Source organism: Pseudomonas sp. NFX1 (assembly GCF_051123555.1).
Classification (GTDB): domain Bacteria; phylum Pseudomonadota; class Gammaproteobacteria; order Pseudomonadales; family Pseudomonadaceae; genus Aquipseudomonas; species Aquipseudomonas capeferrum.
The window spans coordinates 4,831,831-4,856,790 of sequence record NZ_CP169366.1; the positions used below are offsets into that span (position 1 = coordinate 4,831,831).

Consider the following 24,960-nt stretch of genomic DNA (forward strand, 5'->3'; position numbering starts at 1 on the left):
AGGTAGAACATGAGCGACGATGATCTGGAAAACGACGACCTCGAAGTAGGCGATGATGATGAGGCTGATGAGGGTCTGGAAGCTGCGGCTGATGACGTAGCGGAAGACTCCGGCGAAGACGATAGCCCCGCGCCCACTGCCAAAGGCAAGTCCAAGGCCGCTGTCTCGGTAGACGAGATGCCGAGCTTGGAAGCCAAGCAGAAGGAGCGTGATGCCCTGGCCAAGGCGATGGAAGAATTCCTTTCGCGCGGTGGCAAGGTGCAGGAAGTGGAGGCCAACGTGGTCGCCGATCCGCCCAAGAAGCCGGACAACAAATACGGCAGCCGCCCTATCTGAGTGGTTGCATGCAAAAAAGCCCGCCGTCGCTGCGGGCTTTTTTGTGCGCCATGAATGCGGTCTTGTAGGAGCGGCCTTGCCGGGGCGCCGGACCGGTCGGACCGGTCGGAACGGGTCGCGCAGCGGCCCCAGGTTCTGTGGCGCAGCAAAAATCGCCGGGGCCGCTACGCAGCCCTTTCCGACCGGTCCGGCGCCCCGGCAAGGCCGCTCCTACACAGGTCAGTGCGGCGTTGAGAAGGTATCGGCTGTCAGCGCCAGCGTGCTATCACTTCAGGCAATTGCGAGAGGCGCTGAATCTCTGCATCCGGAGCCCGCTCACCGGCCCAGGGCTTGCCTTGGGGGTTGAACCACACGGCACGCAACCCAGCACGCTGGGCGCCGGCGATATCATCGCCTGGGTGGTCACCCACATGCACTGCCGCGCCAGCGTCGACCTCGCCGCGTTTCAGTGCCTCGAGGAACGGCGCCGGGTCCGGCTTGCCGATCCCCAGGTCCTCGGCGCACAGGGCGAAGCGGAAGTAGTCCGCCAGGCCCAGGCGGCTCACATCGGCATTGCCGTTGGTGACCACGCCCAGGGTGTATTGATGGCGCAGGATTTCCAGCACAGGCTGCACCTCAGGGAAAATTTCCACCTGGTGCCGGGCATGCAGGAACACTTCAAAGCCTTCGTTGGCGAGCGCCTGGGCGTGCTTTTCGCTGTAACCGACCTCTTCCAGGGCATGGCACAGCACCCGCCTACGCAAGGCGCTGATACGGTGCTTGAGGCCCGGTTCGGCCTGCACCAGGCGCTCACGGATGGTGAACAGGTGCTCGACCGGTACGCCGCCCAGGATCGGTGCGTTGGCTTCGAGCCAGTCGCGCAGGACGACTTCAGCGCTGGCAATGACCGGCGCGGTGTCCCACAAGGTGTCATCGAGGTCGAAGGTGATCAGCTTGATGCTCATGAGTCTGTGCCTTTGCTGCGTTTGGCCCGAGGGTGGGCGCTGTCGTACACCGCGGCCAGGTGCTGGAAGTCCAGGTGGGTGTAGATCTGCGTGGTGCTGATGTCGGCATGGCCGAGCATCTCTTGCACCGCACGCAGGTCCTGGGACGATTCCAGCACATGGCTGGCGAAGGAATGGCGAAGCATGTGCGGATGCAGGTGCTGGCCCAGCTCGCGCTCGCCGGCCGCCTTCACGCGCATCTGGATGGCCCGCGGGCTCAAGCGATTGCCCTGGCGGGTAATGAACACGGCGCTGTCGCGCGGGCCGCCGATGCCGCGCAGGCGCAACCAGGCCTGCAGCGCCTCGCGTGCCTTGCGCCCGACCGGCAGCACGCGTGCCTTGCCACCCTTGCCAAGCACCTGCACCAGCCCGGCGGCAAGGTCGAGGTATTCGAGGTCCAGGCCGGTCAGCTCGGACAGGCGCAGGCCTGACGAATAGAACAGTTCGAGGATGGCCTGGTCGCGCCGGGCAATGAAGTCGTCGTCGACACCGCCGTCGAGCAGTTGCAGGGCACGGTCGGTATCCAGCGTCTTGGGCAGGCGCCGTTCGCCCTTGGGCGCAGACAGGCCGTTGGCCGGGTCGTGCTGGCACAGCCCTTCACGGTTCAGGTAACGGTACAGCCCGCGTACCGCTGAAAGCAGGCGCGCCAGGCTGCGCGAGGACTGCCCCTGATGGTGCTGACGGGCGATCAGTTGGCGCAGTTGCTGGATTTGCAACGCTTGCCAGCCGGCAATGCCGTGTTCGTTACAGTAGGCGACGACCTTGTCGAGGTCGCGGCGATAGGCCAGCAGGGTGTGTTCGGACACCTGGCGCTCATTGCGCAGGTGCGCGCAATAAGCTTCCAGCTGGCGGTCCATCAGCGCACCTGGCGCAAGGTCTGGGTCACGCGCGGGACGACGCGGCCGAGCACTTCGGCAATGTAGCCGAGGAACAGCGTGCCGACGCTGCTCTTGTAGTGCTGCGGGTCGCGGCTGCCGATTGCCAGTACACCGTGCAGCCCTTGATATTCGAGGGCTGCAACGGCGCTGGAACCGACCTCGCGACGCTCTTCTTCACCAAACAGGAAGGCCAGTTCGTGTTCGCGCAGGTTGCCGCTGACGGTCTTGCCGCCCCCCAGCAGGCCACCGATGGCCTGGTGTGCCTCGGCATTGCTGACCCAGCGGCCGACCGGGGCGACGTTATCGCCGAACAGGATCAGGCTGACGAAGGGCACCTGAAACTCCTGGCGCAGGCTGTCTTCGACCGCCATCACCACTTCTTCCAGGCTGCCGGCATCGAGCAGGTCGAGGATCAGCCGGCGGGTCTTGTCGAACAGCCGGTCGTTGTCACGCGCCACGTCCATCAGTTGCGACAGGCGATGGCGCATCTCGATGTTGCGATCGCGCAGCAGCTTGAGCTGACGCTCCACCAGCGACACGCTGTCGCCGCGCTGGTGGGGAATGCGCTGCTCGACCAGCAACTCGTCGTGTTCGGCGAAGAAGGTCGGGTGGGCACGCAGGTACGCGACCACCGCCTCGGCATCGAGGTCACTGGACTGCTGGGGTACAACCTTGGGCTGATCGGTCATGGCGGTTACTCACTTAGAGACGAACCTGTCCTTCGTAGACGCGTACGGCCGGGCCGGTCATCAACACGGGCTTGCCGGGGCCGGCCCATTCGATGTGCAGGCGGCCACCCGGCAGGTCGAGGCTTACCGGTGAGTCCATCCAGCCCTGGCTGATAGCCGCCACGGCCGCGGCGCAGGCGCCGGTGCCGCAGGCCTGGGTCTCGCCCGCGCCGCGTTCCCAGACCCGCAGGTTGGCACGGTGACGGTCGATGACCTGGATGAAACCAGCGTTGACCCGCTGCGGGAAGCGCGGATGGTTTTCGATCTTCGGGCCCAGTGCGTGCACGGGCGCGGAATGCACGTCATCGACACGCAGCACGGCATGTGGGTTGCCCATGGACACTGCGGCAATCGAGTAGACCTCGCCGTCGACTTCCAGTGGGTAACTCAATGCCTGCTCGTCGGCGACGAAGGGGATTTCGGCCGGCACCAGGCGCGGAGGGCCCATGTCGACACTCACTTGGCCGTCGTTTTGCACGTCCAGCTCGATGATGCCGCTTTTGGTTTCCACGCGGATGCTTTTTTTCGCGGTCAGGCGTTTGTCCAGCACGAAGCGGGCGAAGCAGCGCGCGCCGTTGCCGCACTGCTCGACCTCGGAGCCGTCGGCGTTGAAGATCCGGTAGCGGAAGTCCACTTCCGGATTGTTCGGCGCCTCGACGATCAGCAGCTGGTCGAAACCGATGCCGGTATGGCGGTCGCCCCATTGCTTGGCATGCTTGGGCTGGATATGTGCGTGCTGGCTGACCAGGTCGAGGACCATGAAGTCATTGCCCAGCCCATGCATCTTGGTGAAACGCAGCAGCATGGGCTCACTCCGGCAGCAGGCTTTCGCCAGCATACAGTTCGGCGATGGTCTCGCGGCGGCGCACTTCGAATGCCTGGTCACCGTCGACCAGGATTTCGGCGCAGCGGCCACGGGTGTTGTAGTTCGAGCTCATGACAAAACCATAGGCGCCGGCAGACTGCACGGCCAGCAGATCGCCTTCGGCCAGGTTCAGCTCGCGGTCCTTGGCGATGAAGTCGCCGGTTTCGCAGATCGGCCCGACCAGGTCATAGGCACGGCCCTGGCCTTCGCGTGGGGTGACCGCGCTGACGCCCATCCAGGCCTGGTACAGGGCCGGGCGGATCAGGTCGTTCATCGCCGCATCGATGATGGCGAAGTCCTTGTGTTCGGTGTGCTTGAGGTACTCGACGCGGGTCAGCAGGACACCGGCGTTGGCCACGATGTAGCGGCCTGGCTCGAACACCAGGGCCAGGTCGCGGTCGCCGACGCGCTCGCGGATGGCCTTGATGTAGTCGGCCACCAAGGGCGGCTCTTCATCGCGGTAGCGCACGCCCACGCCGCCACCCAGGTCCAGGTGGCGCAAGTGGATGCCGCAGTCGGCGAGGCGGTCGACCAGGTCCAGCAGGCGGTCGAGGGCATCGAGGAACGGCTCGACGGTGGTCAGCTGCGAGCCGATGTGGCAGTCGACACCGACCACGTCCAGGTTCGGCAGCTGCGCGGCGCGCACGTAGATCGCTTCGGCGTCGGCGATGGCGATGCCGAACTTGTTTTCTTTGAGGCCGGTGGAGATGTACGGGTGGGTACCGGCATCGACGTCCGGGTTGACCCGCAGCGAGACCGGGGCGACTTTGCCCATCTCGGCGGCCACCACTTGCAGGCGCTCGAGCTCGTCGGTGGACTCGACGTTGAAGCAGTGCACGCCGACTTCCAGGGCGCGGCGCATGTCTTCGCGGGTTTTGCCGACACCCGAGAACACCACGCGATCCGCGCGCCCGCCAGCAGCCAGGACGCGCTCCAGTTCACCGCCGGAGACGATGTCGAAGCCTGCGCCCAGGCGCGCCAGGACGTTCAGCACACCCAGGTTGGAGTTGGCCTTGACGGCAAAGCAGACCAGGCTGGAAATACCGTCCAGCGCGTCGGCATAGCTGCGGTACTGGGCCTCGATGTGGGCGCGCGAGTACACGTAGGTGGGGGTGCCGAAGCGTTCGGCGATGGCCGACAGGGCCACGCCTTCCGCGAACAGTTCACCGTCGCGGTAGTTGAAAGCGTTCATCTGATTTCCTTACTGCGCTGGCGACTGCTCGGGCTCGGATTGCAGCTCGGGCTGCTGTTCTTGCGTCTGGGCCGGCTTGGCTTTGGGCTGGTGCTGGTGCGATTTGCGGGTGTCCTTGCCGTCCTTGCCGTCTTCCGGCAGGTACAGGGGGCCTTTCTGGCCGCAGGCAGAAACGAGGCAGGCAACAGCGACCAGCGCCGCGAGGGAGGAAATCAGGCGCTTCATTGGGTGAAATCCTTTGAAATATGCAGTATTGCGCCCGAGTATACCGAGCGACCGGCGGATTGCCTATGCAAGGGCCGGTCCGCTGGGCGGGCTATTCTTACCGCCTTCAATGGCTAATCTTTGCATTCAGCGCCAAGCGCCCGTATCTTGCCCGGCTTGCCTGTCACGCAGCCAATTTCGAGGTTCCTGCAATGAGTTTGAGCGAAGCGCGTTTCCATGATCTGGTCGACGCGACCCAACAGGCGCTGGAAGACCTGTTCGACGAGAGCGACTTGGACCTGGACATGGAAAACTCCGCCGGCGTCCTGACCATCAAGTTCGACAACGGCAGCCAGCTGATCTTCAGTCGTCAGGAGCCGCTGCGCCAGTTGTGGCTGGCTGACAAGTCCGGGGGTTTCCACTTCGACTACGATGAAGAGAGCAAGAAGTGGACCTGCGAGAAGACCGACGAGCTGCTCGGCGAGATGCTGGAACGCATCGTCTGGGAGCGCGCCGGCGAGAAGCTGGACTTCGACGAGATCTGAGATGAGTGAGCAGCCCCGGCCGCCCAAGCCGCTTTACAGCAATGTCAGCACCGCCGTGAAATCGCCGTGCATCAGTGTCTGCCGCCTCGACGAGCAGCGCGTCTGCACCGGCTGTCATCGCCATGTGGAGCACATCCGCGAATGGCGCTCTGCAGATGACCAGCGGCGCCGGCAGATCTGCCAGGAAGCCGAGGCCTTGCGCGCGCGGGCTTGAGTATTTGCCCGGCTGTGGTAGTGTCGGGTTATGCGTCGGTGACGCCAAAGCATTCACAAACCCCGCCCTTGGGCGGGGTTTTGCTTTATTTGCCCACAGAAAACCGCCTGTTCAATGGAGTCTGACTGGATCATGAGCACCAAGCCTTCCCTCACCCTCACCCGATTGGACGTACAACGTCTGGAGCGTCTGATCGACAGCCTCGACGAAAGTACGCCGGGTGTGCTCGCCCTGCAGGACGAGCTGGACCGCGCCGAGAAGGTGGTCGGTCATGAGGAAGTACCGGCCGGCGTGGTGACCATGAACTCGCGCGTGCACTGCCGTGAAGAGGCCAGTGGCAAGGATTACCACCTGACCCTGGTGTATCCAAAGGATGCCGGCGGCGAAGGCAAGGTCTCGATCCTGGCGCCAATTGGTTGCGCATTGCTGGGCCTGACGGTGGGCGAGCAGATCGACTGGCCGGCGCCCGGCGGCAAGACGCTGAAACTGAAGCTGGTGGCGGTTGAGTACCAACCGGAAGCGGCGGGTGATTTCGATTTGTGAGCCTTTGGGGGCGCAAAGCGCCCCCAACTATTCAGAAGCCCAGCGCCTGCACCTGCTCCAACCCCTCGTTCAACGCCTGCTCCAGCTCCCGCTTGTAGCGCAGATACAACACGGTCGCCCCCAGCTCGTCCCCCAGTAGCTCGGACAAATCCAGGTCGGTGATGTAGCAGCGGTAATGCCCGGCATTGCGCCGTTGGCCGATGATCTGCCGCGCGACCACTGCGTACAGCTGATCACCATGATCCAGCTCGGAAAACTCCTGTTGGTCACAGTACAAGGTGACCTGCACGGCGCCCGCTGCCCCAGCCTGAATGATGGCCTGGACCTCATAGAAAGGCTGGTCGCTGCCGTCCACCGGCGCCAGGCGCGGCTCGATGCTGCGGGCCTTGCCTGTGCCTGAAGGCAGCAACTGCCCATAGCGGATATCCAGCGAAGCCGCCCCCAGGCTGTCGAGCGGCAGTTGCGCATCGCGGCGCATCAGCACCGAGCGCAGAAAGCGTTGCAGCGGCTGCAGCAAGTGGGCTTCGTCCTGCAGTGGCAGGCGCTGCTGCCACAACGCGTTGTACTCATCCAGCACATACAGGTCGGCCCAGTCACCCAACAGGCGATAGAACACCTGAATGCAAGCGGGCCGGCCGTGCTCCAGTACCAGTGGCAGGTCGTGGTCCTGCAGGGCATTGGCGTCCAGGTGCAGCGGGCTGTAGACGCTGCGCTCTTCGCTCAGGCAGTCCAGCACGGCCTCGTGGTCGCCCAGGGTCGCCAGGCTGACCTGGCCGGGCAGAAGCTCCAGCACATGGGTGTGCTGGGCCACCTGCAGCACATAGCGGTGGTTGGCACCTTGGTCGAGCAGCCGTTGCACCGTGGCGAAAATGTCCTCGACCCGCTGTTCGATGGCCTGCGCGCGGTTGTGGCAAAAGCAGCGCACCCGCAGCCGGGGGCGATGGCCGCGCTGGCCGAGGTTGTTGAGGTAGTCGCGCAGGCAGCGCAGCAGCGCGTGCTCGCCGTCGTAGCGCTGCACCAGCACCTCGCTCCAGCTGTTGAGGGTGACCTGGTCCAGCGTTAGCACCAGGTTTTCGCGAACGCCGGCGTAGCTCAACGAGTCGGTGCGCTCGGTGGTCATCAGGATGTTCAGGTCGCGGTGGTGGCGCAGTGGGTCGACACCGACGTTGACCAGCAACAGGATGTCGTCGGCCACGCTGGGCTGCAGCAGGCGGACTTCGCTGACGGTGGGCAACGGCAGGTCGATGGCCTGCTGCAGGCTGCCCAGCAGGTTGAACAGTTCGAGCTCTCTGAGATCGCTGGCGCCAGGGTGCAGGGCGAAGCGCGTGCTGCTGTCGATCACGCCGTTGCGATGGGCCCAGGTCAGCAGTTCGAGCAGTTCGCGGCAGCGTTTGATCGGGCTGAAGTGCTCCACTTCGTGGGTGCTCAGGTTGCCTGTGTACAGTTCCCAGTGATGGCTGCCGGGCTCCTTGCGATTGGGGGCCTGGACTAGGGTGAGGGTGCCCTCGGCCAGGTCCGGGGCAATCCCAGGGTTGATCACCTCGGTCTTGCCAGCACGGCGTTCGAACGCGGCATACAGGCGCCGCCCCAGCACATTGAGGTCACGCTGATCGGCGCGGCTGCTGGCGTTGCGGGTCTGGGCGAACTGGCTGAGGAAGCGGTAGCTGTGGTTCAGTTCGGCCACCAGTTCGCGGCGCTCCACGGCCACCTGGCCGACTTTCCATTGGCTGCGGCTATCGAGCACGGCCAGTTGGCGCTCGTCCCAGCCCCATTCGTCTGCCAGGCGCTGCAGCAGCTGGCGCTGCCAACCGTTGCCGCGCACCTGGCCGCTGAGTTTCTTGTTCACCTTCAGGTACAGGCTGCGCCTTACCCGTTCGAGGCGTACCGGCTCGCCGCGTTGGTGCAGGTACTGCTCGATGCGCCGGTAGACCATCACGTAGGGGTCCAGCGCGTCGAGGTCGAGCTGGTTGGCGAACACCGCTTGCTTGTAGTCCAGGCTCAGGCAGCGTACGGCGGGGTGCTCACTGGCGTAGGCTTCGGTCAACAGCAGCTTGAGCAGCGATTTGTAAGGCGAGTCGATGCCCTTGAACAGCTGCCACAGCCCGGCACCGACGAACTCGCCGGGTGGGATATGCGCCAGGTTGCCGAGGTCGAGCACGTCCTGGCTGCGGATGAAGCGCTTGCTGAGCAAGGTCTGGGTGTAGGCCCTGTAGTTGTGCTCTTCATACACCGGCACCAGCCACCACAGGGGCGTGCGCCCGGCCAGCCAGATGGCGGTGCGATAGAACTCGTCGAGCAGCAGGTAATGCTGGGTGGTGCCACAGTCGTCGGAGCCGAGCTGGCCGTCCCGCTCGCCTTGGGCAAAGCCTTGCGGGTCGATCAAGAAGAAGTGTGCCTCGGCCCCCAGGCTGGCGGCCCAGGTTTCCAGCAGCTGGCATTTGCGCCGAAGCTCGTCCAGCTGGCTGTCGCCCAGGTCAGGCGCGTGGCAGACCCAGAAGTCCATGTCGCTGAGTTCTGCCTGGGCCAGGGAGCCAAGGCTGCCCATCAGAAACAGCCCATGGATCGGGCGCGGTGCGTGCCCCTGGCGAGCCTTGTAGGCAAACGAGCGAGCCAGGCGCTGGGCTTCGGCGACCAATTCTGCGCCAGGCTCGAAGCCGGCCACCCCGGCAGGGGTGCTGCCCGAGACATAACCGGGCAGCAGCGGGTGATTGACGTGGAACAGCAGCGGCAACAACGTCAGTACTTGCTGCTGGCGCGTCGACAGCCCCTCCCTCGCACGCTGCAAACGGCCTTGATTGAGCTGCAAGAACCGCGCCCGTAATGTCGCCAGGACCTTGCGGTCGATGCCTTCGTCCAGGTCGGGGCGGATTTCGTGGGGGTGGTTCATTGCACACTCGGGGCAGGCCAGTGGGGCTGCGGCGAGTTTAGCCTGAGTGACGCACTCGGATAAGCGCTAAATGGATCGTTGGCGCCATTTTTCAAGCGCCGGTGTGCCTTGTGCAGGCCAGGCAGCTCCAGCTTTTGCCACGCTTCGGGCATGATATGAGGCATGAGCGTAGTCTCGCTGATTTAGAGGTGTTTCCCGATGCGTGTATGGATCGATGCCGACGCCTGCCCCAAGCCGGCCAAGGACTTGATCGTCAAGTTTGCCCTCAAGCGCAAACTCGAGGTGGTGATGGTGGCGGGCCAGGCGCAGAGCAAGCCGGCCTTTGCCTGTGTGCGGCTGATCGTGGTGCCCAGCGGCATGGATGCGGCTGATGATTACCTGGTCGACAACGCCGCGCCTGGCGAACTGGTGATCTGCAGCGACGTGCCCCTGGCCGATCGGCTGGTCAAGAAAGGTGTGGCGGCGCTGGACCCGCGAGGGCGTGAGTTTGACGAGCGCAACATGGGTGATCGGCTGGCGGCGCGCAACCTGTTCACCGAATTGCGCGAGCAGGGGCAGGTTGGAGGAGGGCAGGCGCCTTACGGCGAGCGGGAGAAACAGGCGTTCGCCAATGCGCTGGACCGCATCATCGCGCGCTTGTCCAAGGGCCCCTGACGCGCGAGCGCGGGTTTTGGTTTTTGTAGGAGCGGCCTTGCCGGTCCGGCGCCCCGGCAAGGCCGCTCCTACAAAGAGGGTGCAGGCCGGGGGTTACTGGTCGTTCTCGTGGGTCAGTTCCAGCACGCGATCCACCAGCTTGTAGATCCCGCCCGCCGCCTCGCTGATCGACTTGGCCACCATGTATGCCGGGGTCGTCACCAGCTTGCGCTGGGTGTCTTCGACGATATCGTGCACATCGCATTCTTCATGCTTGCCGCCCATTTTTTCCACTGCAGCAGCGGTGCCGGCATCGTTGCCGATGGTGCAGACCACGCCCGGGCCATAGATTTTCGCTGCCAGCGCTGGCGAGATGCAGATCAGCCCGACCGGCTTGCAGGCGTCGGCAAAGGCTTCGGCCAGGGCCAGCACGTCCGGGTTGACGCTGCAGTTGGCGCCTTCGACGGCAAAGTTGGACAGGTTTTTTGCCGCGCCAAAACCACCGGGCACGATCAGTGCGTCGAAGTCTTCGGCATTGGCTTCGCGGATGTCCTTGACCTCACCGCGGGCGATACGCGCCGACTCCACCAGTACATTGCGCGACTCGGGCATTGGCTCGCCGGTCAGGTGATCGATCACATGCATCTGCGCGATGTTCGGCGCAAAGCACTGCACCTGCGCCCCGCGCTGGTCGAGGCGCAGCAGGGTGATCACGCTTTCGTGGATTTCGGCGCCGTCATACACGCCACAGCCTGAAAGAATCACCGCTACTTTTTTTGTCATGCTCATTACTCCAGTGTCGAGGCGCTAAATGTCCTCTAGTTTGGCAGATGTAGCCATAGGGGTTCCCGCAGTCGCGGCCTAATCTTGGTGGATAACGCCTGAGGTCGTTGCCATGGACCTGATACTGCTGGCCGTGCCGTTCTTCTTCGTATTGATTGCCGCGGAGCTGGTCGCCGACCGCGTGCGCGGCCTGCGCAATTTCACCTTGGCCGACTCGATCAACAGCCTGAGTACGGGCGTCTTGTCGACCAGTACCGGCCTGCTGACCAAAGGTGTAGGGCTGGTGACCTATGCCCTGGCCTGGGAGCACCTGGCGTTGTTGCGTCTGCCGCACCAGGCGTGGTGGGTGTGGGTGCTGGCCTTTGTGCTGTACGACTTCTGCTACTACTGGCTGCACCGCCTGGGGCATGAGCGCAACGTGCTGTGGGCAGCCCATTCGGTGCACCACCAGAGCGAGGAGTACAACCTCACCACGGCGCTGCGGCAGACCAGCAGCGGGTTCATCTTTTCGTGGGTCTTCTACCTGCCGTTGGCGCTGATCGGCGTGCCGCCGCTGGTATTCATCACCGTGGCGTCGCTGAACCTGCTGTACCAGTTCTGGGTGCATACCCGGCACATTCCCAAGCTTGGCTGGCTCGAGTGGATACTGATCACGCCATCCAACCATCGCGTCCACCATGCGCAAAATCCTGTTTACTTGGATCGCAATTACGGCGGCGTGTTCATTCTCTGGGACCGCCTGTTCGGCACCTTCAAGGAAGAAGACCCGGCCGAGCCGGTGGTATTCGGGGTGACCACGCCACTCGCCAGCTGGAACCCGCTGTGGGCCAACCTGCAGTTCTATGCCCAGCTGTGGAGCGATGCACGGCGTACCCAGCGCGTGTGGGACAAGCTGCGGATCTGGTTCATGCCCACGGGTTGGCGCCCGGCCGATGTCGCGGCGCGCTATCCGCAGGCCAAGCCGGACCTGGCGCTGTTTCGCAAGTTCGAGGTTGCCCTGGGGCGGGCGGCGCAGGCCTACGTAGCGGCGCAGTTCGTCGTCTATGTGGCCGTGGGCAGCTACTTGATGGAGGTGGCAGAGCGCGTGCCGAGCGCCGCCCTGGTACTGGGCTGGTCGGTCATGGCCGTGGGCCTGTTCGTGCTCGGCACGCTGCTTGAGAATCGGCCGTGGGCCAGGCGCCTGGAGTGGCTGCGGTTGCTGTCGAATGCGCCAGCGCTGTACCTGGCTGGCGCACTGGGTTTAGCGGTGATCACGCCGCTGGGGTGGTTCCTGCTCCTGGTCTACAGCCTGCTCAGCGTCTGCGGCCTGGCCCAGTGCGGCCGCCTTGCGCTCGGCGCGCATGGTGCGAAAGCGCCGGCGCAGCCAGAGCAGGGCGCCAAGCAACAGCAGGCCGCCGAGCACCCATAGCTCGTATCGCTTCACATTACCCAGCAGGCCTTCGAGGATAGCGCCGAAGTGGTAGGCCGCAGCACCCAGGGCCAATGCCCAGATGGCGGCGCCGAGGCCGTTGAGCAGCAGGTAGCGGCGCGGCGGGTAGCCCGACAGGCCAATGGCCACCGGCATGACCGTGCGCAGGCCATAGACGAAGCGAAAACTCAGCACCCAGATGTCGGGGTGGCGGCGGATGTGGTCCAGCGCCCGATCACCCATGGCCTGCCAGCGCGGCTTGCGTGCCAGGATCTTGCGCCCATGGCGACGGCCCATGAAGTACCACAGTTGGTCGCCAGCATAGCTGCCCAGGAAGGCCACCAGGCACACCAGCTTGATGTCCATGTAGCCGCGGAACGCGAGAAAACCCGCAAGCACCAGGATGGTCTCGCCTTCAAAGAAGGTGCCTAGAAAAAGGGCGAAGTAGCCGAAATCCTGCAGGAATTGTTGAAGCATTTTCTGAGGTGCTGGCGAAATGAACGCGCAGCCTACCCCTTCGCGCGCGTGGATGAAAGTGTCCAAATGTGTCTCGACGTGAACATTTCCTACAAGGACAATGCCTTCGGCCACAAGTCGCAGGCTTGCCAGTGGGTGTAACACAGGCGTCATAATGGCCGCTTATCGTCCCGCTCAATTGATGATAGGGCGTTATCGTCCTCCAGGAACGTCCAGATGAATAATGAAGTGCTCACCCCTGTCGCGATCAAGGACGCCCAGGCAGTCCCCGAAGAGATGGTGCAGACCCCGCCAGACCTGCCGCCGGCGCCAGAGCCCGAGCCAGAACCTGCGCCGGTGGTCGAGGCTGCGGCACCGGCCCCTGCGCCGGCACCAGCGATCGCCGTCCCCGGCCTTGACGACAGCAGCCTGTACATTCATCGCGAGCTGTCGCAGCTGCAGTTCAACATTCGGGTACTGGAGCAGGCGCTGGACGAGAGCTACCCGCTGCTCGAACGCCTGAAATTCCTGCTGATCTTCTCCAGCAACCTCGACGAGTTCTTCGAGATCCGCGTCGCTGGCCTCAAGAAGCAGATCAACTTCGCCCGCGAACAGGCCGGTGCCGACGGGCTACAGCCGCACCAGGCGCTGGCGCGCATCAGCGAGCTGGTGCACTCCGAGGTGGACCGTCAGTACGCCATCCTCAACGATGTGCTGCTGCCGGAGCTGGAAAAGCACCACATCCGCTTCATCCGCCGCCGTCACTGGACGCCCAAGCTCAAGACCTGGGTGCGGCGCTTCTTCCGCGACGAGATCGCCCCGATCATCACCCCGATCGGCCTCGACCCGACCCACCCGTTCCCTTTGCTGGTGAACAAGAGCCTCAACTTCATCGTCGAGCTCGAAGGCGTCGATGCCTTCGGCCGCGACTCGGGCCTGGCGATCATCCCGGCGCCGCGCCTGTTGCCGCGGGTCATCCGGGTGCCTGAAGAGGTCGGTGGCCCGGGTGCCAACTACGTGTTCCTGTCGTCGATGATTCACGCTCACGCCGACGACCTGTTCCAGGGCATGAAGGTCAAAGGCTGCTACCAGTTCCGCCTGACCCGCAACGCCGACCTGGCGCTGGACTCCGAAGAGGTCGACGACTTGGCTCGCGCCCTGCGCGGCGAGTTGTTCTCGCGCCGCTATGGTGACGCCGTGCGCCTCGAGGTGGCTGATACCTGCCCGAAACACCTCTCGGATTACCTGCTAAAACAGTTCAGCCTGAGCGAGAGCGAGCTGTACCAGGTCAACGGCCCGGTCAACCTTACCCGCCTGTTCAGCATCACCGGCCTCGACAGCCACCCGCAGCTGCAATACACGCCGTTCACCCCGGCGATCCCCAAGCTGCTGGTGAACGCTGACAACATCTTCAGCGTGATCAGCAAGCAGGACATCCTGCTGATGCACCCGTTCGAGTCCTTCACGCCGGTGGTCGACCTGCTGCGCCAGGCCGCCAAGGACCCGCATGTACTCGCCGTGCGCCAGACCCTGTACCGCTCCGGTGCCAACTCGGAGATCGTCGACGCGCTGGTGGACGCTGCCCGTAACGGCAAGGAGGTCACTGCGGTGATCGAATTGCGCGCGCGCTTCGACGAAGAGTCCAACTTGCAGATGGCCAGCCGCCTGCAAGCCGCGGGTGCGGTGGTGATCTACGGTGTGGTCGGGTTCAAGACCCACGCCAAGATGATGTTGATCCTGCGCCGCGAGCACGGTGAAATCGTGCGTTATGCGCACCTGGGCACCGGTAACTACCACGCTGGCAACGCCCGTCTGTACACCGACTACAGCCTGCTGACGTCCGACGACGCCCTGACCGAGGACGTCGGCAAGTTGTTCAGCCAGTTGATCGGCATGGGCAAGACCCTGCGCATGAAGAAGCTGCTGCACGCGCCGTTCACCCTGAAGAAGGGCATGCTCGACATGATTGCGCGCGAGACCCAGTTCGCGCTCGAAGGCAAGCCTGCGCACATCATCGCCAAGTTCAACTCGCTGACCGACGCCAAGGTCATCAAGGCGCTGTACAAGGCCAGCCAGTCCGGCGTGCGCATCGACCTGGTGGTGCGCGGCATGTGCTGCCTGCGGCCAGGCATTGCGGGGGTCTCGCACAACATTCACGTGCGCTCGATCATCGGCCGCTTCCTGGAGCACACCCGGGTGTTCTACTTCCTCAATGGTGGCGAGGAGCAGATCTACCTGTCCAGTGCCGACTGGATGGAGCGCAACCTCGACAAGCGCGTCGAGACGTGCTTCCCCGTCGAAGGCAAGAAGCTGTTGCTGCGGGTGAAGAAGGAGCTGGAAAGCTACCTGACTGACAACACCCATGCCTGGACGCTGCAGTCGGACGGGCGCTACGTGCGCAGCACCCCGACCGGCAACCAGAACCCGCGCAGTGCCCAGGCGACCCTGCTGGAGCGCCTGAGCAACCCGGTGCTCAACGTACGCTGAGGACGAAGCCGACCCGGGCCAGCCACTCTGCCTCGTTGGCGAAGTCGGCCTGGGTCAGCTGGTGTTGCTCCAGCCAACCCTGCGGGAAGACCACTTCGAGGCTGTTGTCGCCGGCTTGCAGCTGCACTTTCGGCATCTGTTGAGTACCACGAATGTGGTGGAACAGGATGGCGAAGCGCAGCAGCACGCACAGGCGAATCAGCTGCACGCCTTCATCGCCGAACTCGGCGAATTTGTCTCTGGGGATGTTGCGGCGATGGCCGCGCACCAGCAGGGCCATCATCTGCTGGTCCTCGCGGGAGAAGCCCGACAGGTCGGAATGTTCGATCAGGTAGGCGCCATGCTTGTGGTAGTGGTAGTGGGCAATGTCCAGCCCAACTTCGTGCACTTTCGCCGCCCAACCCAGAAGATCGCGCCAATTGCCATCTTCCAGCTTCCAGGCTTTGGCCACTTGGTCAAAGGCATGCAGTGCCTTGCGCTCGACGCGCGCGGCCTGGCCTTGGTCAACGTGGTAGCGCTCCATCAATGAGTTGAGGGTGCGCTCGCGCACGTCTTCGTGATGATGGCGACCAAGCAGGTCGAACAGCACGCCTTCGCGCAGGGCGCCGTCGCAGTGATCCATGCGTTGTAGCTCGAGGGCATCGAAGATCGCCTCGAGAATCGCAAGGCCTGCCGGGAAGATGGTGCGCCGGTCTGGCTTGACCCCGTCGAAGTCGATCTTGTCGACCTCACCCAGCTTGAACAGCTTGCGTTTGACCCACGCCAGCCCCTCGGCGTTGACCTCGCCATTGCCCAGGCCACTGGCCTTGATGGCTGCGCCGATGGCGCGAATGGTGCCGGACGAGCCGATGGCTTCGTCCCAGGTCAGGCGGTGCAGGGCGTTTTCGATGCTCATCAGCTCCAGGCGTGCGGCGGTGTAGGCCTGGGCATAGCGCGCCGGGGTGATCTTGCCGTCGCGGAAGTAGCGCTGGGTGAAGCTGACGCAGCCCATCTGCAGGCTCTCGCGCAGCAGCGGCTCGAAACGCTGGCCGATGATGAACTCGGTACTGCCGCCGCCAATGTCGGCGACCAGGCGCTTGCCCGGGTTGTCGGCCAGGGTGTGGGAGACGCCCAGGTAGATTAGGCGGGCTTCCTCACGGCCGGAAATCACCTCCACCGGGTGGCCGAGAATGGCCTCGGCGCGCTGGATGAATTCGTTACGGTTGCGCGCTTCGCGCAGTGCGTTGGTGCCAACGATGCGCACGGCGCCCGCAGGCAGGCCGTTGATCAACTGGGCGAAGCGCTTGAGGCAATCGAGGCCTCTTTGCATGGCTTCTTCGCTGAGCTTGCGCTCTTCGTCGATGCCGGCGGCCAGCTGAACCTTTTCCCCCAGCCGTTCGAGAATGCGGATCTCGGTGTGGTGGGCCTTGGCCACGACCATGTGAAAACTGTTGGAGCCAAGGTCGATGGCGGCGATCAGAGACAGGTTCTTCGCGTTGGTATGCGGCATGATCTGGATGTTCTCGGTCGTTAACCTGGCAATCGTGCCACGATACGGGGCTGTCGCCAACGCGTGGCACGCCAAGGCTTGATGCAAGGCAATGTGCCATTCGATGTTATGACACACGTATGACAGTTTTCGATTCGCGGCGTCTTGCACAACTATAGTTACACTCAATCGTCTGTGACTTCCTGTAGCCAGCCTCTGCGGCTATCATGGGTCACGTTTTTTTGCTTACGACCCTGGAGATATCCATGAGCAGCGATCTGATCAAACACGTCACCGACGCGGACTTCGAAGCCACCGTACTGCAGGCTCAAGGCCCGGTGCTGGTCGACTACTGGGCTGAATGGTGCGGCCCATGCAAAATGATCGCTCCAGTCCTGGACGACATCGCCAGCACTTACGAGGGCAAACTGACCGTCGCCAAGCTGAACATCGACGAGAACCAGGAAACCCCCGCCAAGCACGGCGTGCGTGGCATCCCGACGCTGATGTTGTTCAAGAACGGCAACGTCGAGGCCACCAAGGTCGGCGCACTGTCCAAATCGCAGCTGGCCGCGTTCCTCGACGCCCACCTGTGATGTGAAAAAGCCCCGGAAAAACCGGGGCTTTTCTTTTCCAACCCACTAGACGTCGAAAAAAGCAAGTGTTACATTCGGCCTCGCACTGCTTCTCCAGTGCCCCCTGCACGCCGTCGCCGACGCACTCCTAATTAGAATCTGTGCGCGATCCTATCGCCTTCTAGCGGCGCGGCTTCATTAAGCCAGAAGCTTAATCCTCCCTTCATACATGATTACGTCACTCCCCTTATGAACCTGACTGAACTCAAGCAAAAGCCGATTACCGATCTGCTGGAAATGGCCGAACAGATGGGCATCGAAAACATGGCCCGTTCGCGCAAACAGGACGTGATTTTCGCCCTGCTGAAAAAGCACGCGAAAAGCGGCGAAGAGATCTCGGGTGACGGCGTGCTGGAGATTCTCCAGGATGGTTTCGGTTTCCTGCGTTCGGCTGATGCGTCCTACCTGGCCGGCCCCGACGACATCTACGTCTCGCCCAGCCAGATCCGCCGTTTCAACCTGCGTACCGGCGACACCATCGTCGGCAAGATCCGCCCGCCGAAGGAAGGGGAGCGTTACTTCGCCCTGCTGAAGGTCGACACGATCAACTTCGATCGCCCTGAAAACGCGAAGAACAAGATCCTGTTCGAAAACCTGACGCCGCTGTTCCCCAACAAGCGTCTGAAGATGGAAGCCGGCAACGGTTCCACCGAAGACCTGACCGGCCGTGTCATCGATCTGTGTGCCCCGATTGGCAAAGGCCAGCGTGGCCTGATCGTCGCCCCGCCGAAAGCGGGTAAAACGATCATGCTGCAGAACATCGCGGCGAACATCACCCGGAACAACCCCGAGTGCCACCTGATCGTCCTGCTGATCGACGAGCGCCCGGAAGAAGTGACCGAAATGCAGCGCACCGTGCGCGGCGAAGTGGTTGCCTCGACCTTCGACGAGCCGCCGACCCGCCACGTGCAGGTTGCCGAAATGGTGATCGAGAAGGCCAAGCGCCTGGTCGAGCACAAGAAGGATGTGGTCATCCTGCTCGACTCCATCACCCGCCTGGCGCGTGCCTACAACACCGTGATCCCGAGCTCCGGCAAGGTCCTCACCGGTGGTGTCGACGCCCATGCCCTGGAGAAGCCGAAGCGCTTCTTCGGTGCCGCGCGTAACATCGAGGAAGGCGGTTCGCTGACCATCATCGCCACCGCGCTGGTTGAAACCGGCTCGAAGATGGACGAAGTGATCTACGAAGAGTTCAAGGGTACCGGCAACATGGAGCTGCCCCTGGACCGTCGCATCGCCGAGAAGCGTGTGTTCCCGGCCATCAACATCAACCGCTCCGGCACCCGCCGCGAAGAGCTGCTGACTGCCGACGACGAACTGCAGCGCATGTGGATCCTGCGCAAGCTGCTGCACCCGATGGACGAAATCGCCGCCATCGAGTTCCTGGTCGACAAGCTCAAGCAGACCAAGACCAACGACGAGTTCTTCTTGTCGATGAAGCGCAAGTAAGCTTCGCTGCATCATACAAAAAGCCGGGGAAACCCGGCTTTTTGCTGCTTGTCACAAAAGATCGTTAGCCAGCCCCCTGAACGCAGGCCAGTCGGTGAGACTGTGCGCGGCCCAGACTCCCTTGGCCATTTTGCCCTCTTAGGCGCTACACTCTGCACCCCGACCGATACGGCCAACACGAGGCTCCTGCATGCAGTATCGCGACTTGCGCGACTTCATCCGTGGCCTGGAACAGCGCGGCGAACTCAAGCGCATCCAGGTTCCGATTTCTCCCGTCCTGGAAATGACCGAGGTCTGCGACCGCACCCTGCGTGCCAAGGGCCCGGCGTTGCTGTTCGAGAAGCCCACCGGCTACGACATCCCGGTGCTGGGCAACCTGTTCGGTACGCCAGAACGGGTGGCCATGGGCATGGGCGCCGAGTCGGTCGAAGAACTGCGCGAAATCGGCAAGTTGCTGGCCTTTCTCAAGGAGCCCGAGCCGCCGAAGGGCCTGAAGGACGCCTGGTCGAAACTGCCGATCTTCAAGAAGGTTGTGTCGATGGCGCCCAAGGTGGTCAAGGATGCCGTGTGCCAGGAGGTGGTGGTCGAGGGTGACGACGTTGACCTCGGCCAGCTGCCGATCCAGCATTGCTGGCCAGGCGATGTGGCGCCGCTCATCACCTGGGGCCTGACCGTGACCCGCGGCCCCAACAAGGACCGCCAGAACCTGGGCATCTACCGCCAGCAGGTCATCGGCCGCAACAAGGTCATCATGCGCTGGCTGAGCCACCGCGGTGGCGCGCTGGACTACCGCGAATGGTGCGAGAAGCACCCCGGCCAGCCGTTCCCGGTTGCCGTGGCGCTGGGAGCAGACCCGGCGACCATTCTTGGGGCGGTGACGCCCGTGCCGGATACCCTGTCCGAGTACGCCTTCGCCGGCCTGCTGCGTGGCAACCGCACCGAGCTGGTCAAGTGCCGTGGCAGCAACCTGCAGGTACCGGCCACCGCCGAGATCATCCTCGAAGGGGTGATCCACCCTGGCGAAATGGCGCCCGAAGGCCCCTATGGCGACCACACCGGTTACTACAACGAAGTGGACAGCTTCCCGGTGTTCACGGTCGAGCGCATCACCCACCGGCAGAAACCGATCTACCACAGCACCTACACCGGCCGCCCGCCCGATGAGCCGGCCATTCTCGGGGTGGCGCTGAACGAAGTGTTCGTGCCGATCCTGCAGAAGCAGTTCCCGGAGATCGTCGACTTCTACCTGCCGCCGGAAGGTTGTTCGTACCGCATGGCGGTGGTGACCATGAAAAAGCAGTACCCAGGCCACGCCAAGCGCGTGATGCTGGGGGTGTGGTCGTTCCTGCGACAGTTCATGTACACCAAGTTTGTTATCGTCACCGACGACGACATCAACGCCCGCGACTGGAATGACGTGATCTGGGCCATCACCACGCGCATGGACCCCAAGCGTGATACGGTGATGATCGACAACACCCCGATCGACTACCTGGACTTCGCGTCGCCGGTGTCGGGGTTGGGATCGAAGATGGGCCTGGATGCCACCCACAAGTGGCCGGGCGAGACTACACGCGAATGGGGGCGGGTCATCGTCAAGGACGAAGCCGTCACCCGCCGTATCGATGAGCTGTGGGATCAGTTGGGAATAGATTGATGCAGGTAACGTTGCAGCCGTCCGGGGCAGTGCTGGCGCTCGAACCCGGGGAACGGATCCTGGATGGAGCGCGGCGGCTGGGCTATGACTGCCCCAACAGCTGCCGCAATGGCAATTGCCATGTCTGCGCCGCTTTGCTGGTAGAAGGGAGCGTCCGCCAGAACGGCGAAGTACGCGACCATGGCGAGCTGTTCACCTGCATTGCCGAACCGCTGGAGGATTGCGTGTTGCTCTGGGATGGTGTGCTCGCCCTGGGCGAGCTGCCAGTGCGCAAGCTGGCGTGCAGCGTGAGCGAATGCGTCGACGTCGGTGGCGACGTCTGGCGCGTGCGCCTGCGTGCGCCTGCCGGCAAGCCGCCGCGTTATCACGCCGGGCAGTATCTGATGATCGAGCGTGAAGGCGGCAAGCAGGCGGCGTTCTCCCTGGCCTCGGCCCCCCACGGTGGGCGTGAGCTGGAGCTGCACGTGCTGGCGCGTGAACCCAGCGCACTGCAGTTGATCGAGCAATTGCAGCGCGATCGCCTGGCACGTATCGAACTGCCGTTCGGCGATGCGCACCTGGCCGAGCTGCCAGACGGCCCGCTGGTGCTGATCGCTGCCGGTACGGGGATGGGCCAGATGCACAGCCTGGTCGAGCACTGCCGCGCCCAGGGTTTCAAGCATCCGGTACACCTGTATTGGGGTGTGCGCCGGCCCGAGGATTTCTACCAGATCGAGCACTGGGACCAATGGCAGCACTTGCCTAACCTGTTCCTGCACAAGGTCGTCAGTGACCTGTGCGGGTGGGAAGGCCGGTGCGGCATGCTGCACGAGGCGGTTTGCGAAGACATCGCTGACCTCAATACCGTGCATGTGTATGCCAGCGGCTCGCCCAACATGGTCTATGCCACCCTCGATGCGCTGGTCGAGGCGGGCATGGATGCGCACCGCATGCGCGCGGATGTATTTGCCTACGCGCCGCGTGGCTAATAACCGAAGTTTGAACCACTGGGTATAAGGCGGTAATTGTTACCGCCTTGGCTAATAACTTTCACCCGGCTTGAAACAATGCGCTCCAACCGTCGGAAGTTCGCGTGAAACTTTAGCTGCGGGGCTTGAGTATTGGCCTGTTTATATCCTAAGGTTAATCCAGACACCTTTGGTGCGGGGCGCAGGCCCTGGCACACAGCGACGCTCGCTACGACTGTAGTTCACGGGGAATAATGGCGGCAGCTTATGTCGGCACTTCAACAGTTATCCTGGAATAGTTCTTACCCTCCGGCGCTCGATTTCGGCCAGCAATTGACCCGCGAGCAATTGATCAACTCCATGCACACGACCATGTCACGCCATGAAGGCGGGCCGGTGTGGTTGTTTGCCTATGGCTCGTTGATCTGGCGCCCGGAGTGCAGTTCGGTTGAGCGTCAGCGTGCGCGGGTGCATGGGTACCACCGTGGGCTGTACCTGTGGTCGCACGAGCACCGTGGCACGCCGGAAACACCGGGCCTGGTGTTCGGCCTGGACCGTGGCGGGTCGTGCAGCGGTTTTGCCTATCGGCTGGAAGAAAGCAACCTGGATGATTCGCTGATGGCGCTGTGGCAGAGGGAGATGCCTTACCCGGCCTACCGCCCGCACTGGCTCAGTTGCCGGTTGGGGGATGGCAGCAAGGTACAGGCCTTGGGTTTTGTGCTGGAGCGCCACTTGCCGTGCTATGCGGGGAATCTGCCAGATACGCTGCTCAGCCAGATCCTTGCCAGTGCCAAGGGGCGGTATGGCACCACGCGCGAGTACGTGGAGCAGACCTTGAACGCATTGCGCAGTCACCAGATGCCGGATCGCAACCTGGAGGCGCGGTTCAGGCGCTGCCATAACCTGCGCGAAGTTTGAGCAAGACAGTTGCTCAGGTTCTCTGCGGTCTTCAGGTTGTGGGAGCGGGCTTGCCCCGCGAAGAGGCCGGTGCTGCCAACCTTGTGATGCCTTATCGGGTTAGCACCACCAACTTACCCACCGCCTTCCTCTGTACCAATTGCTCGATAGCCGCCCCAGCCTCGGCCAGTGGATAAGTCTTCGACACCAACGGTTTCAGCTTGCCTTCGGCATGCCAGGCAAACAGCTGGCTGAAGTTCGCCGCATTGTCCTCCGGCTGACGCTGTGCAAACGCCCCCCAGAACACCCCCAGCACCGCAGCGCCCTTGAGCAGCACCAGGTTCGCCGCCATCTGTGGGATGGTGCCGCTGGCAAAACCGACCACCAGTAACCGTCCATTCCAGGCCAGCCCGCGCACGGCCTGGTCGAACAGCTCGCCGCCCACCGGGTCGTAGATCACGTCCGCGCCCTGGCCGCCGGTCAGGCGCTTTATCTCGTCCTTGAGGCTGGCCTGGCTGTAGTCAATCAGCTCGTCGGCCCCGGCAGCCTTGGCCACAGCCAGTTTTTCAGCGCTACTGGCCGCGGCGATCACCCGGGCGCCCATGGCCTTGCCTATTTCCACTGCCGCCAGGCCCACACCGCCAGACGCCCCCAGCACCAGCAGGGTTTCACCGGGCCGCAGTTGGCCGCGCTGCTTGAGAGCATGCATCGAGGTGCCGTAGGTCATGCCAAAGGCGGCAGCGGTCGTGAAGTCCATGCTTTCGGGGATCGGCATCACGTTGTAGAAGGGCACCGCGACCTGCTCGGCGAACGCACCCCAGCCCGTCAGCGCCATGACCCGGTCGCCGACCTTGAACGCACCGGCCTTTTCGCCGACTGCGGCGACCACGCCCGCTGCTTCGCTGCCCGGGGAAAACGGCAGCGGTGGCTGAAACTGGTATTTACCTTCGATGATCAGGGTGTCCGGGAAGTTGACGCCTGCGGCCTGTACCTCCAGCAGGAGCTCGTTCTTCTTCGGCGCGGGGCTGGCGACGTCTTCCAGTACCAGGTCGCGCGCCGGACCCAGGGTTTTGCACAACACAGCTTTCATCGGGGCTATTCCTTTGCGGGTAATGGCCGATAAGTGTAGGAGGGCCACCTGCCGGGTCAACGAGCATGGCCCACCCTGATGGGCCGGCATAAGCCTGGGCTTGGGTTTGAGCGGTGTGCTGGGTAAGCTGGCGCCAATTGTATTGAGGAGCGAATTCGTGAAAGCGTGGATCTTGATGGTGCTGGCCCTGATGCTGCCAGTGGCGGCCATGGCCGAAGAGGCCAAGGAAGGGCAGCCAAAAGTCGCCTACATCACCCTGAGCCCACCCTTTGTCGGTAATTACGCGCTCGACGGTGGCCCCAAGCTGCGCGTCTACAAGGCTGATGTAGCCCTGCGCGTGACCGGTGACGAGGCCGCCAAGGCGGTGAAGCATCACGAGCCGCTGATCCGTAACCAGCTGGTGGCGCTGTTCACCCAGCAGACGGTAGACAAGATGAGCAACGTCGAGGCCAAGGAGCAACTGCGCCAGGAAGCCCTCAAGCAGGTGCAGCAGGTGATGGAAGCGGAAGAGGGCAAGCCGATTGTCGAAGACCTGCTGTTCAACAACCTGATCGTGCAGTGATCAAGAGGCCAGGCTGCGCCGAAAGCGCGCCAGTGCCACGCTGAAGAACACCAGGCCGATCACGGCCAGGGCCAGGATATCTGGCCATACCACGGCCAAGCCGGCGTCGCGGAACAGAATGGCGGCGCCGAGGCTGACGAAATGCGTCGACGGCGAGCCTTGCATCACCCATTGCAACCACTGCGGCATGCTGTCCAGCGGCGTGCTGCCGCCCGACAGCAACAGCATCGGAATGATCACCGGGATTGCCAGCAGGCCGAACTGAGGTGTCGAACGCGCCAGGGTGGCCAGAAAGATGCCCAGCGCGGTGCTGGCGAACAGGTACAGCGCCGTCACACCCAGAAACAGCCCCATGGAGCCGGACAACGGCACGCCCAGGGCGCCTTTGACCACCACGATCAGCGAGATCCAGGTGCAAAGCACCACCACCAGTGCGTTGCTGGCGATTTTCGCCAGCATGATTTCCAGCGCGGTCAACGGCAGCACCAGCAAGTGATCGAGCGTGCCGTGTTCGCGCTCACGCAACAACGCGGTGCCGGTGAGGATGATCGCCAGAATCGTGATGTTGTTGACGATCTGGATCACCGCCAGAAACCAGCCGCCCTCAAGGTTGGGGTTGAACAATGCCTTGGGGTTGATCAGCACCGGGCTCTGCGTGGTGGTGCGCTGGGTATAGTCGAGCAGCTCACGTTCGAAGATCCGGCCGATGTAGCCGGCGCCCATGAAGGCCTGGCTCATGGCTGTGGCGTCGACGTTGATCTGCAGCTCCGGCGAACGCCCGGCCAGCAGGTCGCTCTGGAAATTCACCGGCACATTGATCACGAAGGTGTACTGGCCACTGTCCATGGCCTGGTCCAGGTGGTCCGGAGGCAGAGGCACGGCAGGCTGGAACTCGGGCAGTTGCAGCGACTCGGTGAGTTTGCGCGAGAGCAGGCTGTGGTCTTCGTCGACCACGGCGACACTGGCGTTGTGCACGCCGATCACCGAGCCGGCCGCAGGCATGTAGATCGCCACGCTAAAGGCATAAAGCAGAAACAGCAGCAGCACGCTGTCATGGCGCAGGCTGGTGAGTTCTTTCAGGCCCAGGCGCAGGGTGTGGTTCAAGCGCGACAT

At 63.3% G+C, this 24,960-nt stretch carries 24 protein-coding genes and 1 pseudogene; 13 read left to right on the forward strand and 12 right to left on the reverse strand.

Features of this window, described 5'->3' with window-relative positions:
• The first annotated feature begins 9 nt into the window (after positions 1-9).
• A complete protein-coding gene (gene sutA / locus DJ563_RS21760) occupies positions 10-336 on the forward strand; it encodes a transcriptional regulator SutA (RefSeq protein WP_033702226.1) in 327 nt (108 codons plus the stop codon).
• A 248-nt stretch (positions 337-584) separates the two neighbouring features.
• Here sutA and DJ563_RS21765 read toward each other — a convergent pair whose 3' ends face one another.
• The 6 genes from DJ563_RS21765 to lptM are packed head-to-tail and all read right to left on the reverse strand — an operon-like array spanning position 585 to position 5,207.
• Positions 585-1,280 carry an HAD family hydrolase gene (locus DJ563_RS21765; RefSeq protein WP_274097812.1) on the reverse strand — a complete coding sequence of 232 codons (696 nt, stop codon included), beginning with the start codon at positions 1,278-1,280 and terminating at the stop codon, positions 585-587.
• The gene (xerC, locus tag DJ563_RS21770) at positions 1,277-2,176 is read right to left on the reverse strand and encodes a tyrosine recombinase XerC (protein WP_033702222.1); all 900 of its coding nucleotides are present in this window, start codon (positions 2,174-2,176) and stop codon (positions 1,277-1,279) included. The genes DJ563_RS21765 and xerC overlap by 4 nt, the downstream gene beginning before the upstream one ends.
• Positions 2,176-2,886, reverse strand: a complete 711-nt coding sequence (locus DJ563_RS21775; RefSeq protein ID WP_033702220.1) for a DUF484 family protein — start codon at positions 2,884-2,886, stop codon at positions 2,176-2,178. The genes xerC and DJ563_RS21775 overlap by 1 nt, the downstream gene beginning before the upstream one ends.
• Positions 2,887-2,899: 13 nt before the next feature.
• On the reverse strand, positions 2,900-3,730 hold the full coding sequence (gene dapF / locus DJ563_RS21780; RefSeq protein ID WP_434518319.1) for a diaminopimelate epimerase: 831 nt from the start codon (positions 3,728-3,730) through the stop codon (positions 2,900-2,902).
• Positions 3,731-3,734: 4 nt separating this feature from the next.
• Positions 3,735-4,982, reverse strand: coding sequence for a diaminopimelate decarboxylase (gene lysA, locus DJ563_RS21785; protein WP_033702216.1), 1,248 nt, complete (start codon positions 4,980-4,982; stop codon positions 3,735-3,737).
• 9 nt (positions 4,983-4,991) lie between these two features.
• Entirely contained in the window at positions 4,992-5,207 is a 216-nt protein-coding gene (gene lptM, locus DJ563_RS21790; RefSeq protein ID WP_033702214.1) for an LPS translocon maturation chaperone LptM, read from the reverse strand.
• Positions 5,208-5,398: 191 nt separating this feature from the next.
• Here lptM and cyaY point away from each other — a divergent pair, with 191 nt between their 5' ends.
• From cyaY to rnk, 3 genes are all read left to right on the forward strand, one after another.
• Positions 5,399-5,731 carry an iron donor protein CyaY gene (cyaY, locus tag DJ563_RS21795; protein WP_274097814.1) on the forward strand — a complete coding sequence of 111 codons (333 nt, stop codon included), beginning with the start codon at positions 5,399-5,401 and terminating at the stop codon, positions 5,729-5,731.
• A 1-nt stretch (position 5,732) separates the two neighbouring features.
• Positions 5,733-5,945 (forward strand): DUF1289 domain-containing protein, encoded by a 213-nt coding sequence (locus tag DJ563_RS21800; protein ID WP_095063924.1) that lies wholly within the window; start codon positions 5,733-5,735, stop codon positions 5,943-5,945.
• 132 nt (positions 5,946-6,077) lie between these two features.
• Positions 6,078-6,488, forward strand: a complete 411-nt coding sequence (gene rnk, locus DJ563_RS21805; RefSeq protein WP_033702208.1) for a nucleoside diphosphate kinase regulator — start codon at positions 6,078-6,080, stop codon at positions 6,486-6,488.
• Positions 6,489-6,519: 31 nt separating this feature from the next.
• On the opposite strand, the gene DJ563_RS21810 is transcribed toward rnk, so the two are convergent.
• Positions 6,520-9,375, reverse strand: a complete 2,856-nt coding sequence (locus tag DJ563_RS21810; RefSeq protein ID WP_434518320.1) for a class I adenylate cyclase — start codon at positions 9,373-9,375, stop codon at positions 6,520-6,522.
• A 198-nt stretch (positions 9,376-9,573) separates the two neighbouring features.
• Here DJ563_RS21810 and DJ563_RS21815 point away from each other — a divergent pair, with 198 nt between their 5' ends.
• The gene (locus tag DJ563_RS21815; RefSeq protein WP_033702205.1) at positions 9,574-10,029 is read left to right on the forward strand and encodes a YaiI/YqxD family protein; all 456 of its coding nucleotides are present in this window, start codon (positions 9,574-9,576) and stop codon (positions 10,027-10,029) included.
• A gap of 93 nt (positions 10,030-10,122) precedes the next feature.
• Here DJ563_RS21815 and elbB read toward each other — a convergent pair whose 3' ends face one another.
• The gene (gene elbB / locus DJ563_RS21820; protein ID WP_274097816.1) at positions 10,123-10,791 is read right to left on the reverse strand and encodes an isoprenoid biosynthesis glyoxalase ElbB; all 669 of its coding nucleotides are present in this window, start codon (positions 10,789-10,791) and stop codon (positions 10,123-10,125) included.
• Between the two features lie 112 nt (positions 10,792-10,903).
• On the opposite strand from elbB, the pseudogene DJ563_RS21825 reads away from it, so the two are divergent.
• Positions 10,904-11,530, forward strand: a pseudogene (locus tag DJ563_RS21825) (sterol desaturase family protein); the annotation flags it as partial.
• Positions 11,531-12,031: 501 nt separating this feature from the next.
• Here the strand turns inward: DJ563_RS21825 and DJ563_RS21830 are convergent.
• On the reverse strand, positions 12,032-12,676 hold the full coding sequence (locus tag DJ563_RS21830; protein WP_274097817.1) for a DedA family protein: 645 nt from the start codon (positions 12,674-12,676) through the stop codon (positions 12,032-12,034).
• 216 nt (positions 12,677-12,892) lie between these two features.
• On the opposite strand from DJ563_RS21830, the gene ppk1 reads away from it, so the two are divergent.
• Positions 12,893-15,142: a polyphosphate kinase 1 gene (gene ppk1 / locus DJ563_RS21835; RefSeq protein WP_033702202.1), complete on the forward strand. Its 2,250-nt coding sequence runs from the start codon at positions 12,893-12,895 to the stop codon at positions 15,140-15,142.
• Here the strand turns inward: ppk1 and ppx are convergent.
• Positions 15,129-16,631: an exopolyphosphatase gene (gene ppx / locus DJ563_RS21840; protein ID WP_033702200.1), complete on the reverse strand. Its 1,503-nt coding sequence runs from the start codon at positions 16,629-16,631 to the stop codon at positions 15,129-15,131. The genes ppk1 and ppx overlap by 14 nt on opposite strands.
• Before the next feature lie 245 nt (positions 16,632-16,876).
• Between ppx and trxA the strand changes: the two genes are divergently transcribed.
• The 5 genes from trxA to DJ563_RS21865 all read left to right on the forward strand — a co-directional run bounded on the left by trxA (position 16,877) and on the right by DJ563_RS21865 (position 22,216).
• On the forward strand, positions 16,877-17,206 hold the full coding sequence (trxA, locus tag DJ563_RS21845) for a thioredoxin TrxA (protein WP_033702198.1): 330 nt from the start codon (positions 16,877-16,879) through the stop codon (positions 17,204-17,206).
• 228 nt (positions 17,207-17,434) lie between these two features.
• A complete protein-coding gene (gene rho, locus DJ563_RS21850) occupies positions 17,435-18,694 on the forward strand; it encodes a transcription termination factor Rho (protein ID WP_003253661.1) in 1,260 nt (419 codons plus the stop codon).
• 190 nt (positions 18,695-18,884) lie between these two features.
• Positions 18,885-20,351 carry a 4-hydroxy-3-polyprenylbenzoate decarboxylase gene (gene ubiD / locus DJ563_RS21855; RefSeq protein WP_033702193.1) on the forward strand — a complete coding sequence of 489 codons (1,467 nt, stop codon included), beginning with the start codon at positions 18,885-18,887 and terminating at the stop codon, positions 20,349-20,351.
• Positions 20,351-21,319, forward strand: coding sequence for a CDP-6-deoxy-delta-3,4-glucoseen reductase (locus DJ563_RS21860; RefSeq protein WP_047582091.1), 969 nt, complete (start codon positions 20,351-20,353; stop codon positions 21,317-21,319). The genes ubiD and DJ563_RS21860 overlap by 1 nt, the downstream gene beginning before the upstream one ends.
• 246 nt (positions 21,320-21,565) lie before the next feature.
• Entirely contained in the window at positions 21,566-22,216 is a 651-nt protein-coding gene (locus tag DJ563_RS21865; protein WP_434518321.1) for a gamma-glutamylcyclotransferase, read from the forward strand.
• Positions 22,217-22,307: 91 nt separating this feature from the next.
• Here DJ563_RS21865 and DJ563_RS21870 read toward each other — a convergent pair whose 3' ends face one another.
• Positions 22,308-23,285: an NADPH:quinone oxidoreductase family protein gene (locus DJ563_RS21870; RefSeq protein ID WP_434518322.1), complete on the reverse strand. Its 978-nt coding sequence runs from the start codon at positions 23,283-23,285 to the stop codon at positions 22,308-22,310.
• Positions 23,286-23,442: 157 nt separating this feature from the next.
• Here DJ563_RS21870 and DJ563_RS21875 point away from each other — a divergent pair, with 157 nt between their 5' ends.
• Positions 23,443-23,847, forward strand: a complete 405-nt coding sequence (locus tag DJ563_RS21875; RefSeq protein ID WP_033702186.1) for a flagellar basal body-associated protein FliL — start codon at positions 23,443-23,445, stop codon at positions 23,845-23,847.
• On the opposite strand, the gene DJ563_RS21880 is transcribed toward DJ563_RS21875, so the two are convergent.
• Positions 23,848-24,960, reverse strand: a complete 1,113-nt coding sequence (locus DJ563_RS21880; RefSeq protein WP_434518323.1) for an ABC transporter permease — start codon at positions 24,958-24,960, stop codon at positions 23,848-23,850.